The sequence below is a fragment of the Mycobacterium sp. pR1184 genome (assembly GCF_041287235.1).
In the GTDB taxonomy this organism is placed as follows: domain Bacteria; phylum Actinomycetota; class Actinomycetes; order Mycobacteriales; family Mycobacteriaceae; genus Mycobacterium.
Window position 1 is genome coordinate 70,458 of sequence record NZ_JBGGKR010000002.1, and the last position, 11,605, is coordinate 82,062.

Sequence of the window (11,605 nt, forward strand, 5' to 3'; positions counted from 1 at the left end):
CATGGGTTGGTATATCGCACGAAGGCTCGCGGTGATGGTGCCCGTCTTCCTGGGCGCCACGTTGCTGATCTACGGCATGGTCTTCCTGTTGCCCGGTGACCCCCTGGCCGCGATCGCCGGGGACCGGCCGCTGACACCCGCGGTCGCGGCGCAGCTGCGGGCGCGCTACCACCTCGACGATCCGTTCCTGCTGCAATACCTGCGCTACCTCGGCGGCGTGCTGCACGGCGACCTGGGCCGGGCCTATTCCGGCTTGTCGGTCAGTGCTGTTCTGGCGCACGCGTTTCCGGTCACCATCCGGCTGGCGTCGATCGCGCTCGTCGTGGAGGCGGCGTTGGGCATCGGGTTCGGCGTGATATCGGGCCTGCGACAGGGTGGCCTTTTCGATTCGACCGTGCTGATCGCCGGACTGGTCATCATCGCGATCCCGATCTTCGTGCTGGGCTTTCTGGCACAGTTCGTGTTCGGGGTCCGGCTGGGCATCGCGCCGGTCACTGTCGGTGAACGGGCGAGCTTCGCGCGCCTGCTGCTACCCGGAATCGTGCTGGGCTCGGTCTCATTCGCCTATATCGTGCGGTTGACCCGCTCGGCGGTGGCCGCCAATGCGCATGCCGACTATGTCCGCACCGCCACCGCCAAGGGGCTGTCGCGGCCGCGGGTCGTGACCGTGCACATTCTGCGTAACTCGCTGATCCCGGTGGTGACGTTCCTGGGTGCCGATGTGGGTGCGCTGATGGGTGGCGCCATCGTCACCGAAGGCATCTTCAACATTCACGGCGTCGGCGGTGTGCTGTATCAGGCCGTCACCCGGCAGGAGGCGCCGACGGTGGTGTCGATCGTGACGGTGCTGGTGCTGATCTATCTGATCACCAACCTGCTGGTCGACCTGCTCTATGCGGCGCTGGACCCGAGGATCCGCTATGGCTGAGCACTCCGGCTTTTGGGGCGAGACCTGGCGCAAACTGCACCGGCGCCCGAAGTTCATCGTCGCGGGCCTGATGATTCTGATCATCGTGCTGGTGGCGCTGTTTCCGGCCTTGTTCACCGGCGCCGACCCCGCCTACGCCGATCCCAGCCAGAGTCTGCTCGGTCCCTCGGCGGCACACTGGTTCGGTACGGATCTGCAGGGTCACGACATCTACGCGCGCACGGTCTACGGGGCGCGGGCCTCGGTGACGGTCGGGTTGGGTGCCACGCTGCTGGTGTTCGTCGTCGGCGGGGCGCTCGGCGCGCTGGCCGGCTTCTACGGCGGCTGGATCGACGCGGTGGTCTCACGCGTCACCGACGTGTTCTTCGGACTGCCGCTGTTGCTGGCCGCGATCGTCCTGATGCAGGTCCTGCACCACCGCACGGTGTGGACGGTGATCATCATCCTGGCCTTGTTCGGCTGGCCGCAGGTGGCCAGGATCGCTCGCGGCTCGGTGCTCGAGGTACGGGCCAGCGACTATGTGCTCGCGGCTAAAGCATTGGGGTTGAGCAGGTTTCAAACCCTGCTGCGGCACGCGTTGCCCAACGCCGCCGGCCCGGTGATCGCGATGTCCACGATCGCGCTGGGCGCGTTCATCGTCACCGAGGCCACGCTGTCGTATCTCGGCGTCGGACTGCCGAGCTCGGTGGTGTCGTGGGGTGGCGACATCAACCTGGCGCAGACGCGGCTGCGGGCCGGCTCGCCGATTCTGTTCTATCCGGCCGGCGCACTGGCATTGACGGTGCTGGCGTTCATGATGATGGGCGACGCCCTGCGCGATGCCCTGGATCCGGCCTCGCGGGCGCAGCGCGCATGACCGACCCGTTGTTGAACGTCGAGGGCCTGGAAGTCAGGTTCGGCGACCACGACCCCGCGGTCAGCGGCGTCGACCTGAGCGTCATGCGCGGGCAGACCGTCGCCGTGGTCGGCGAATCGGGATCAGGCAAATCGACCACCGCCGCCGCGGTGCTGGGTCTGCTGCCACCCGGCGGGCGAATCACGGCCGGCCGCATCGTTTTTGACGGACAGGACATTACCTCGGCTGATCGCAAGCTGCTCCGTTCGATCCGGGGCCGACGCATCGGCTACGTGCCCCAGGACCCGATGACCAACCTCAACCCCGTCTGGAAGGTCGGCTTCCAGATTCGAGAAGCGTTGCGGGCCAACACCGATGGCAGACAGTCCCGCCGGCGGGCCGTCGAATTGCTTGCCCAGGCCGGCATGCCTGATCCGGAGAAGCAGGCGGGCAAGTATCCGCACCAGTTGTCGGGCGGCATGTGTCAGCGCGCGCTGATCGCCATCGGGCTCGCGGGTCACCCGCAGCTGCTGATCGCCGACGAACCGACGTCCGCGCTCGATGTCACGGTGCAACGGCAGGTGCTCGACCATCTGCAGCGTCTCACCGACGAACTCGATACCGCGCTGTTGCTGATCACGCACGATCTGGCGCTGGCCGCCGAACGGGCCGAGCGGGTCGTCGTCGTGCACCGCGGAATGGTGGTGGAAGCTGGTGCCGCACAGTCGATCCTGGTCGATCCGCAGCACGAGTACACGCGCCGGCTGGTGGCCGCGGCTCCGTCGCTGAAGGTGCGGAGTTCGGCGCCGCCGCGCCCGGCGGCCGACACCGGGGCGGGCGACCTCCTGGTCGCCTCCGAGCTGACCAAGGTCTTCCGTGAGTCGCACGGCGTACCGTGGCGCCGGGCTCAGTTCTGTGCCGTCGACGCGGTGTCGTTCGGGCTCAAGCGGGCCAGCACCCTGGCCATCGTCGGCGAATCGGGCTCGGGCAAATCGACGGTCGCCCGAATGGCGTTGGGCTTGCTCCAACCGACTTCGGGGACAGTTGTTTTCGACGGTACCGAGATTTCTGATGCGCGCAACGGCGACGCGATGATGGCCTTTCGCCGGCGCGTCCAGCCGGTGTTCCAGAACCCCTACAGCAGCCTGGACCCGATGTACACGGTATTCCGCGCGATCGAGGAGCCGTTGCGGGTCCACCGCGTCGGTGACCGCCGGCAGCGCGAGAAGGCGGTGCGCGAACTCGTCGATCAGGTGGCCTTGCCGTCATCGGTGCTCGGCAGGTTGCCGCGCGAGCTCTCCGGTGGCCAACGTCAACGGGTCGCGATCGCGCGGGCATTGGCGCTGCGGCCCGAGGTGCTGGTCTGCGACGAGGCGGTCTCGGCGCTCGACGTGCTGGTGCAGGCGCAGATATTGGACCTGCTGGCTTCGTTGCAGGCCGAACTGGGCCTGGCCTATCTGTTCATCAGCCATGACCTGGCGGTGGTCCGGCAGATCGCCGACGACGTTCTGGTGATGCGCGCCGGGCGGGTCGTTGAGCGCGCGGCGACCGAAGAGCTGTTCACCAGGCCACGCCACGAATACACCCGCCAATTGCTGGAGGCCATTCCCGGGGCGTCCATGCCGCACCGCTAGGTTGGCAACCTGTGACGGCAGACCCGCTGGCTCCGCTGATGGAGCTCCCCGGCGTCGCCGAGGCCAGTGACCGGGCCCGCGACGCGTTGGGCCGCGCGCACCGCCATCGCGCAAATCTGCGCGGTTGGCCGGTAACCGCGGCCGAGGCCGCGCTTCGGGCGGCCCGCGCTTCCTCGGTGCTTGATGGTGGGCCGGTGCGATTCGAGGACTTAGCGGACAGCTCAGGGGTGAGCGATCCGGTCTTCGGCGGAGCGCTGCGGGTGGCTCAGGCGCTGGAGGGTGGTGGCGGCGCATTGATCGGCGTGTGGCAGCGATCGCCGTTGCAGGCGCTGGCCCGGTTGCACATGCTGGCGGCGGCCGACCAGGTCGACGACGAACAGTTGGGCCGGCCACGGGCCGACCCCGAGATCGGGCCTCGTCTGGAGTTGCTCGGCGAATTGGTGACCGGTCGCACGCAGGTACCGGCACCGGTCCTCGCCGCGGTCGCGCACGGAGAATTGCTCACGCTCAAGCCCTTTGGCAGCGCGGACGGCGTCGTCGCGCGGGCGGTGTCTCGGTTGGTGACGATCGCCAGCGGGTTGGATCCGCACGGTCTGGGCGTGCCGGAGGTGAGCTGGATGCGCAAACCCGGTGACTATCGCAGCGCCGCAAGCGGATTCGCCGAAGGTACCCCGGCCGGCGTCGGAGCTTGGTTGGTGCTGTGTTGCCGGGCGATGCAGGCCGGCGCCCAGGAGGCGGTGTCGATTGCCGAATCGTTGCCGGGCAAGAGCTGAGCCGCGTCCAGCGAGAAGGGTCCGGACATGCAGAGCGGGCGGCGTTCCGAATATTTCGGTCCGCCGCCCGCTAGCACGGAACTCGGTTACCAAGCGTGCATGTATGGGCTGCGTGGGTGGCCTCGGCGATCTTGCGACGCTTCGAGCTACCACCCCACCCAAAGGGCTGTTGACACTCTCTGCATTTTCGCAATTACGCAGGCCCGCAACACTTCTGCCATCTTCGCGGCTATGACTCCGCGTGGGTGCCGAGCACCGTGCTGGGCGCCCGGTTCGGGAGAACGAACCTTCTCTTCCGGATCGACCTTGGCCTTACCGGGCTTCCGTGGTTCCTTTGTACTACTGGAGCCTTAGCACAGCAAGGCCCAATTCTGCGAACGTTGCGAATTCATCGGGAGCCGCGCGCGCTCCGAATTTGCTGCGACTCGCTGCTAGAACGCGAGGCGCCGCAGCAGCGAGTAGGTGACCGCGCCGGCGGCCAGCGCGGTGAGACTCACCGCGGCCGTGGTGGCGATCGCAGCACCTGAGGGCGCCGGAATCCGGTCGCGCAGCGAGACCGGTCGCGAGAAACTCAGTACGGGCCAACCACGTTCGGTCGCTTCTTTGCGCAATCCGCGGTCGGGGTTGACCACGCTGGGATGTCCCACTGATTCGAGCATCGGCAAGTCGGTGATCGAGTCCGAGTAGGCGTAGCAGTGTTCCAGCGGGTAGCCCTCGCGGGCCGCCAGCTCGCGGATGGCTTGGACCTTGCCCTCGCCGTAGCAGTAGAACGCGACGTCGCCGGTGTACTTGCCGTCCTCGACGACCATCCGGGTCGCCATCGCATGCGTGGCACCCAGTGCGCGGGCGATCGGCGCGACGATTTCCTCGCCCGAGGCAGACACCACGACGACGTCGCGACCGCACAATTTGTGCGCCGCGATCAGGTCCGCGGCCTCGGCGAACACCAGCGGAGTCACGATGTCGTGCAGCGTCTCGTTGACGATCGACTTGACCTGAGCGACGTCCCAGCCGGTGCACATGTTGGTCATGTGAGTGCGCATTCGGTCCATCTGGTCATGATCAGCACCGGAGAGCAGGAAGATGAATTGGGCGTAGCTGGACTTCAGCACGGCGCGCCGATTGAGCAGTCCCTGGTTGAAGAACGGTTTGCTGAACGCCAGGGTGCTGGACTTGGCGATGATCGTCTTGTCCAGGTCGAAAAAGGCCGCGGTGCGGGCGTGCGTAGTGCCGGTTGCGGCGGTCTGCGGCGAGGTTTGCTGATGCGCGTCCGAGTCGGCGACGGTCACCGACACAGCATAGGTCCGTCAGCCGGCGCATCCGGGGGCTGCCGGCAAAATGGGGCCTGATCTGGGAGTAACAGACGAGGCCAGCGGTGTTTTTGCGGCTCGAATTGTGTCTGTGCAAAAAACAACCACTTGCGGCACCGCCCACTGTCGTGTGTATAGTAAGCATTACTCGGCCTGAGCCGAGGGTGTATCAGCCCGACCCCCCGGGGCTGATGCACGACGACCTCCGCCTCCTCCCCCCCTGGCGGGGGTCGTCCCTTTTCTGGGGTAATTTTCCCGAAAAACACGCGTTCTAATGCCGCCTCCGGTGCGTTGCGGGCACAGCGTTATCCCTCGGGCAGGCAAGCGTCGTGCCCCGAACTTTGTGCACACCCCCGTATCTCTCCACAAATCCCGATCTGGCACTGGTGTGCCATCCTGAGCTGCCCGCATGGTGGTGGGGTGACTATCGCGACCGGTGCCGAGGCGAGAGGTGCCTCGGGTGTACTCGCGGTGCTGACCGACCCGATTTTGCGCGACGAGCTGGACCGGGTGGCCGCCGCGGTCGGCGTTCGAGTGGTGCATGCCGGCGGTGCGGCGGTGGGACGCAAGACGTGGTCGGCGGCCGCGGCGGTGGTGCTCGACGCGGCGGGAGCCGACCGCTGCCGGCGCGCTGGTCTACCGCGTCGCGCTCACGTCAGCGTGTTGTGCGCCGCCGAACCCGCGACGGTCACCTGGTCGGCCGCGATCGCGGTCGGCGCCCAGCACGTGCTGAGCATGCCAGCGCAGGAGCACGAATTGATCCGCGAGCTCGCGGAGTCCGCTGAAGCCGTCCGGGACGACGAGCTGCGCGGCCACGTCGTCGCGGTGATCGGCGGGTGCGGCGGGGCGGGCGCGTCGTTGTTCGCGGCCGCACTGGCGCGGGTCGCCAATGATGCACTGCTGGTTGATCTTGATCCGTGGGGCGGCGGCCTCGATTTGTTGCTGGGCGGTGAGAGCACCCCCGGCCTGCGGTGGCCTGACTTGGCATTGCACGGCGGACGGCTGCACTGGCCGGCCGTGCGCGACGCCCTGCCGCGCCTGCACGGCATCAGCTTGCTGTCCGGCACGCGGCGTGACCACGAGCTGGACGCGGGGCCGGTAGACGCGGTCATCGATGCGGGCCGTCGCGGCGGCGTCACGGTGGTGTGTGATCTGCCCCGACGACTGACCGACGCCACCCGGGCCGCAGTCGATGCCGCCGACCTCGTCGTCGTCATCAGCCCGTGCGATGTGCGGTCCTGCGCGGCGACGGCCGCGATGACCCCGGCGCTGGCCACGATCAATCCCAATCTCGGGCTGGTGGTCCGCGGCCCGTCGCCGGGTGGATTGCGGGCGGCGGAGGTCGCCGATATCTGCGGCCTGCCGCTGCTGGCGTCGACGAAGGCTCAGCCGCACCTGGCCGAGCAACTCGAACACCGCGGTTTGCGGTTGGGGCGGCGATCGGCCCTGACCGTGGCGGCTCGCCGGGTACTCGCGGTACTGCCACGGACGGGATCTCGCCCGAAAGCCAGTGCGGCATGAGCGAATCGCTCATTGAGCGGGTACGCGAGCGGTTGGCGACCGAATCGGCTCCGTTGCGGCCCAACGTGGTGGCCGCCGCGATCCGGGCCGAATCCGGCGGGATGCTCGGCGATACCGAGGTGCTGGCCAGCCTCCGGGCGCTGCAGACCGAACTGACCGGCGCCGGGATCCTCGACGCACTGCTGTGTGCGGACGGGACCACCGACGTCCTGGTCACCGCCCCGGACGCGGTGTGGGTCGACGATGGAAACGGTCTGCGTCGCAGCCACATCCGGTTTGCCGACGAGGCTGCGGTGCGGCGGCTCGCGCAGCGGTTGGCGATGGCGGCCGGGCGTCGTCTCGATGACGCACAGCCATGGGTCGACGGCCAGCTGACCGGTGTCGGTGCCGGTGGATTTGCGGTCCGGTTGCATGCGGTGTTGCCGCCCGTGGCTGCCGGCGGCACGTGCTTGTCGCTGCGGGTCTTGCGGCCGGCCACCCAGGATCTGGCGGCGCTGACCGCCTCAGGCGCGATCGAACCGGCGGCTGCGGCGCTGGTGGCCGACATCATCGCGGCCCGGTTGGCCTTCCTGGTCAGCGGCGGCACCGGCGCCGGTAAGACGACGTTGTTGGCGGCCATGCTGGGTGCGGTATCGCCGGCCGAGCGGATCGTGTGCGTCGAGGACGCGGCCGAATTAGCTCCCCGGCATCCGCATCTGGTCAAGCTGGTCGCCCGGTGCGCCAATGTCGAAGGCGTAGGCGAGGTTTCGGTGCGCCAACTCGTTCGGCAGGCGCTGCGGATGCGGCCTGACCGCATCGTGGTCGGAGAAGTCAGGGGTGCCGAAGTGGTCGACCTGCTCGCCGCGCTGAACACCGGCCACGACGGCGGGGCCGGGACGGTGCATGCCAACAATCCGGGCGAGGTTCCGGCCCGGCTGGAGGCGCTGGGCGCACTCGGCGGTTTGGACCGTGCCGCGTTGCACAGTCAGCTCGCGGCGGCGGTCCAGGTACTGCTGCACGTCGCCCGGGATCGCAGCGGGCGGCGCCGCCTCGCTGAGATTGCGGTGCTGCGCCACGTCGGGGGACGGGTTCGGGCGGTGACGGCGTGGCATGCCCAGCGGGGGATGACCGACGATGCCGGCGAACTGCATTTCTTGCTGCACAGCCGGTTGTCGGCATGAACGGCATCCCGGCCGGTGCATTACTGGTGGCGTTGGCGCTCTTGGCTCTTCCGCCGTCACCGCGACGGCGGCTCAGGCCGACGCCAGCGCGCTGGCGGGTCGTCGACGGACGCGGGGTGGGCTGTCTGGCGGCTTGCGCCGCCGTTGCGGGCGTGATGCTGCTGCCGCTGACGACTGTCCTGGCCGGCGCGGCGGTGACCGCCACGGCGAGCCTGCGCTATCGCCGGCGTCGGCAGCGCCTACGCGCCGCCGAGGAGGGCCGGACATTGGAGGCCGCGCTGGATGTGCTGGTCGGCGAGCTGCGGGTGGGCGTGCATCCGGTGCAGGCTTTTGGTGTTGCTGCCGACGAAACCGCTGGCGCGGTGTCGGTCTCGCTGCGGGGCGTCGCGGCGCGGGCGCGACTGGGCGCCGACGTCGTGGCCGGCTTGCGCGCCGCGGCATGCTCCTCGGCTCAGTCCACGCAGTGGCATCGACTGGCCGCGTGCTGGCAGCTGGCCGCCGAGCACGGCCTCGCGATCGCCACCCTGATGCGTACCGCCCAGCGCGATATCGTTGAGCGGCAGCGATTCTCGTCGCGGGTTGACTCCGCCATGGCCGGGGCGCGGGCCACCGCAGCGATACTGGCGGGACTGCCGGTGCTGGGAGTGTTGCTAGGTCAACTGATCGGGGCGCGTCCGTTGACGTTCCTGCTGAGTGGGCACGTGGGCGGTTGGCTACTGGTTGTCGGGTCGGCGCTGACGTGCGCCGGGCTGCTGTGGTCGGACCGAATCATCGCGCATGCGGGAGCCGAGCCGTGAGCGTCGCGGCGGTATTGCTGGCCGTGGCACTGTTGATCGGGCCCGGCCCGTCGGTGGTACGGGCGCGGGCGGGCACAAGGCCTCGCGCACCACGGTTTCGGATCACCCGGACCGACGAGACGGCCCGCGGAACGGACCCGCTGGCCGTCGCATCCAGCTTCGACGTGCTGGCCGTGTGTCTGGAGGCCGGGATGGCCGTGTCGACCGCGGCCGCCGCGACCGCAGCGTCCGCCCCGCCGAGGCTGGCCCGGATATTGCGGCGGGCCGCCGATCTGTTGGCCTTGGGCTCCGATCCCGCTGTGGCATGGTCAATCTCGCCCCAGCAGCCGGTCGACGTGCAGACCGATGCGCTACTGCGGCTGGCCCGACGTTCGGCGTCCTCGGGCGCGGCACTGGCCGGCGGGGTCGCCGAGCTGGCCGAGCAGTCTCGGCACGACGCCGCGCATACCGCCGCTGCGGCCGCCGAGCGCGCGGGCGTGCTGATCGCGGGCCCGCTCGGGCTGTGCTTCCTGCCGGCGTTTGTCTGCCTGGGCATTGTCCCGGTGGTCGCGGGTCTGGCCGGAGATGTGCTGCAGTCGGGCTTGCTGTGAAGGGATTACAACAGAGGGGATACATTGGTGATCAACATGTTTCGCGTGATGGTGGCGCGGATGGCGGTCCTTGCCGCCGACGAGTCGGGAATGTCCACGGTCGAATACGCGATCGGCACTATTGCGGCGGCCGCCTTCGGCGCGATTCTCTACACCGTCGTCACCGGCGATTCGATCGTGTCGGCGTTGACCAACATCATCGGTCGTGCGCTCAACACCAAGGTCTGATCGGCTGCGCCGGCGCGAGCACCGTGGAAGCGGCTTTGGCGATCGCCGCACTGGTGGTGGTGCTGGCGCTGTGCCTGGCCGGCGTTGCGGCCGTGTCGATGCAGGTTCGCTGTGTCGATGCCGCCCGCGAGGCGGCCCGTCTGGCCGCGCGCGGTGACGAAAGTTCCGCTGTCGACGCCGCGCGTGGCATCGCGCCGCACGGATCGCGAATCCAGGTGCGCCGCGATGGCGATTTCATTGTGGCCACGGTTATCGCGCATTCAAAGTTGCTGCCCAACTTGGATATCAGCGCTAAGGCGGTCTCCGCAGCGGAGCCGTCGCGATGAGCGCGGCGCGGCGACCGTCCTCGCGGCGGCAATGGTCGCGGTGTTGTTGTGCATCACGGGCGTCGGCGCATACCTCGGCTCGGTGGTGGTGGCACGCCATCGTGCGCAGGCGGCTGCCGATCTGGCCGCGCTGGCCGCCGCTGGACGGCTTCCTTCCGGAGCCGAGGCGGCCTGCGCCCGGGCGGGCGCGATAGCCCGCACGATGCGAGTCGACGACATCGGCTGCCGGGTGGACGATCTCGACGTCGTCGTCACCGTGCGGGTGGCGGTGGTTTTCGGCGGTGTGGCTCAGGCCGCCGCTCGGGCGGGGCCGGTCGACGCGGCGTAGCTCAGCTGCTGTCGTCCGGGGCTTTAAATAGCCCGGCCTTAGCGAGCTCTTCGTCGCTGGGCAAGCGCAATGAGAGCAGCCCCACGAAGGTCTCCGGTTCCAGTTCCACTCGGTTGGCGGTCACGTGCACGGGCACCCAGTCGCCGTCGAAGCCGCGCATCCGCAGCACCCGGTTGGTCGATCCCTTGTCGAATTCTTGTGTCATGGCTGACATTTGGTGCACGTCGTCGGGATGGACCTTCGGCCTGTCCTTGTCGGACCCGCGCCAGTCGTAGAAGGTGCACGGCTCGTCGAGCCATTTCAGCAGGGTCCAGGTGTTGAGGTCGACGAGTGCGCGGTGAACGCCGGCCTGCCGCAGCCCGTCGAGGATCCGCAGCGCCAGATCGTCGGTGGAAACGTTCGGGCCTTTGAGTTCGGCGCGCCAGTTCATCGCACGTGCGACGAGGTGGTCCTTGCCGTTGGGCCCGGGCTCGAGCGCGCTGCGGCCGACGAAGCCGATCCGGATAGGATTGCCCTGCCAGTCGGTGAGATCCCATGTGCTGCAGATGGTTTGGCCGGGCTCTGCCTTGACCGCCATGGCAAGCACTTTGGTTTCGTTCGGGTTGAGCTCGCGCGAAGGAAGGTCTTCGGCAAAGGCTCTGCCGAAGGTGACTTCGACGTCGGGGTTCTTGCCGCTGATGGCCAGCGATTCCCGGGTGTCCGTGGCCACCCCAAGGGTCAGATCCCACTTCAGCGGGCCCGCGGTGGGCCGCTCGGGCGGGTCGATGTCGGCGGGGCCGGTCCACACATGCACACCGTGAATGCAGCCGTCGGACATCACCACCGGTTCGGTGCGGATCACGCGGTCATGCTTGGGAGTGATGCTGGTCAGGCTCTGGCCGGTGCGCATCGACTCGGCGATCGCGGTCCGCACGGCGGCGAGATGGGGACTGCGGCGGAGGAAGGTCGTGATCGGGACAAGGTTCTTGAGCTGCCGCCCCTGTGCAACCACGGCAGGCTCTTCCCCCAGTGTCTCCACGAGCAACCAGTCGTGGGCCATGAGCTCGATTTTAGGGCGCGTAGCCGCGTCTGAGGATCCCCGGGCGCGACGTCATCGCCTCAGCAAATCCGTCGTGACACCAGTTCAGCGATATTTCGAATCGACTTCGCCTTCGCTAAGTTACTGGTAAGTTTGC

General features: G+C 68.4%; 13 protein-coding genes. 11 read left to right on the forward strand and 2 right to left on the reverse strand.

What is annotated here, in order from left to right:
- The first annotated feature begins 1 nt into the window (after position 1).
- Genes ACAG21_RS03490 through ACAG21_RS03505 form a run of 4 tightly spaced genes read left to right on the forward strand, consistent with a single transcriptional unit; the run spans position 2 to position 4,170 of the window.
- On the forward strand, positions 2-928 hold the full coding sequence (locus ACAG21_RS03490) for an ABC transporter permease (protein ID WP_370494617.1): 927 nt from the start codon (positions 2-4) through the stop codon (positions 926-928).
- Complete coding sequence (locus tag ACAG21_RS03495; protein ID WP_370494618.1) at positions 921-1,784, forward strand: ABC transporter permease; 864 nt, start codon at positions 921-923, stop codon at positions 1,782-1,784. Before ACAG21_RS03490 ends, ACAG21_RS03495 begins: the two co-directional genes overlap by 8 nt.
- Positions 1,781-3,397, forward strand: a complete 1,617-nt coding sequence (locus ACAG21_RS03500; RefSeq protein ID WP_370494619.1) for a dipeptide ABC transporter ATP-binding protein — start codon at positions 1,781-1,783, stop codon at positions 3,395-3,397. Before ACAG21_RS03495 ends, ACAG21_RS03500 begins: the two co-directional genes overlap by 4 nt.
- Before the next feature lie 11 nt (positions 3,398-3,408).
- Positions 3,409-4,170, forward strand: a complete 762-nt coding sequence (locus ACAG21_RS03505) for an oxidoreductase (RefSeq protein WP_370494620.1) — start codon at positions 3,409-3,411, stop codon at positions 4,168-4,170.
- 431 nt (positions 4,171-4,601) lie between these two features.
- Here the strand turns inward: ACAG21_RS03505 and ACAG21_RS03510 are convergent, their stop codons facing one another.
- Positions 4,602-5,459, reverse strand: a complete 858-nt coding sequence (locus tag ACAG21_RS03510) for an HAD-IB family hydrolase (protein WP_370494621.1) — start codon at positions 5,457-5,459, stop codon at positions 4,602-4,604.
- Positions 5,460-5,951: 492 nt separating this feature from the next.
- Between ACAG21_RS03510 and ssd the strand changes: the two genes are divergently transcribed.
- The 7 genes from ssd to ACAG21_RS03545 are packed head-to-tail and all read left to right on the forward strand — an operon-like array spanning position 5,952 to position 10,430.
- Positions 5,952-7,001 (forward strand): septum site-determining protein Ssd, encoded by a 1,050-nt coding sequence (gene ssd / locus ACAG21_RS03515; protein ID WP_370495024.1) that lies wholly within the window; start codon positions 5,952-5,954, stop codon positions 6,999-7,001.
- Positions 6,998-8,161 (forward strand): TadA family conjugal transfer-associated ATPase, encoded by a 1,164-nt coding sequence (locus ACAG21_RS03520; RefSeq protein ID WP_370494622.1) that lies wholly within the window; start codon positions 6,998-7,000, stop codon positions 8,159-8,161. Before ssd ends, ACAG21_RS03520 begins: the two co-directional genes overlap by 4 nt.
- A complete protein-coding gene (locus ACAG21_RS03525; RefSeq protein WP_370494623.1) occupies positions 8,158-8,958 on the forward strand; it encodes a type II secretion system F family protein in 801 nt (266 codons plus the stop codon). The genes ACAG21_RS03520 and ACAG21_RS03525 overlap by 4 nt, the downstream gene beginning before the upstream one ends.
- Positions 8,955-9,548, forward strand: a complete 594-nt coding sequence (locus ACAG21_RS03530; protein ID WP_370494624.1) for a type II secretion system F family protein — start codon at positions 8,955-8,957, stop codon at positions 9,546-9,548. The genes ACAG21_RS03525 and ACAG21_RS03530 overlap by 4 nt, the downstream gene beginning before the upstream one ends.
- Before the next feature lie 36 nt (positions 9,549-9,584).
- Positions 9,585-9,776 carry a DUF4244 domain-containing protein gene (locus ACAG21_RS03535; protein ID WP_370495025.1) on the forward strand — a complete coding sequence of 64 codons (192 nt, stop codon included), beginning with the start codon at positions 9,585-9,587 and terminating at the stop codon, positions 9,774-9,776.
- A 23-nt stretch (positions 9,777-9,799) separates the two neighbouring features.
- Complete coding sequence (locus tag ACAG21_RS03540; protein ID WP_370494625.1) at positions 9,800-10,102, forward strand: TadE family type IV pilus minor pilin; 303 nt, start codon at positions 9,800-9,802, stop codon at positions 10,100-10,102.
- A 31-nt stretch (positions 10,103-10,133) separates the two neighbouring features.
- Positions 10,134-10,430: an Rv3654c family TadE-like protein gene (locus tag ACAG21_RS03545; protein WP_370494626.1), complete on the forward strand. Its 297-nt coding sequence runs from the start codon at positions 10,134-10,136 to the stop codon at positions 10,428-10,430.
- 1 nt (position 10,431) lies between these two features.
- Here ACAG21_RS03545 and ACAG21_RS03550 read toward each other — a convergent pair whose 3' ends face one another.
- Complete coding sequence (locus ACAG21_RS03550) at positions 10,432-11,469, reverse strand: PAS domain-containing protein (RefSeq protein WP_370494627.1); 1,038 nt, start codon at positions 11,467-11,469, stop codon at positions 10,432-10,434.
- Between the last annotated feature and the right edge of the window lie 136 nt (positions 11,470-11,605).

Bases quoted from the DNA above. Each gene is read 5' to 3' on its own strand.
- ACAG21_RS03490 (WP_370494617.1), top strand. From the start codon at position 2: ATGGGTTGGTATATCGCACGAAGGCTCGCGGTGATGGTGCCCGTCTTC.
- ACAG21_RS03495 (WP_370494618.1), top strand. From the start codon at position 921: ATGGCTGAGCACTCCGGCTTTTGGGGCGAGACCTGGCGCAAACTGCAC.
- ACAG21_RS03500 (WP_370494619.1), top strand. From the start codon at position 1,781: ATGACCGACCCGTTGTTGAACGTCGAGGGCCTGGAAGTCAGGTTCGGC.
- ACAG21_RS03520 (WP_370494622.1), top strand. From the start codon at position 6,998: ATGAGCGAATCGCTCATTGAGCGGGTACGCGAGCGGTTGGCGACCGAA.
- ACAG21_RS03525 (WP_370494623.1), top strand. From the start codon at position 8,158: ATGAACGGCATCCCGGCCGGTGCATTACTGGTGGCGTTGGCGCTCTTG.
- ACAG21_RS03535 (WP_370495025.1), top strand. From the start codon at position 9,585: ATGTTTCGCGTGATGGTGGCGCGGATGGCGGTCCTTGCCGCCGACGAG.
- ACAG21_RS03545 (WP_370494626.1), top strand. From the start codon at position 10,134: ATGGTCGCGGTGTTGTTGTGCATCACGGGCGTCGGCGCATACCTCGGC.
- ACAG21_RS03550 (WP_370494627.1), bottom strand. From the start codon at position 11,469: ATGGCCCACGACTGGTTGCTCGTGGAGACACTGGGGGAAGAGCCTGCC.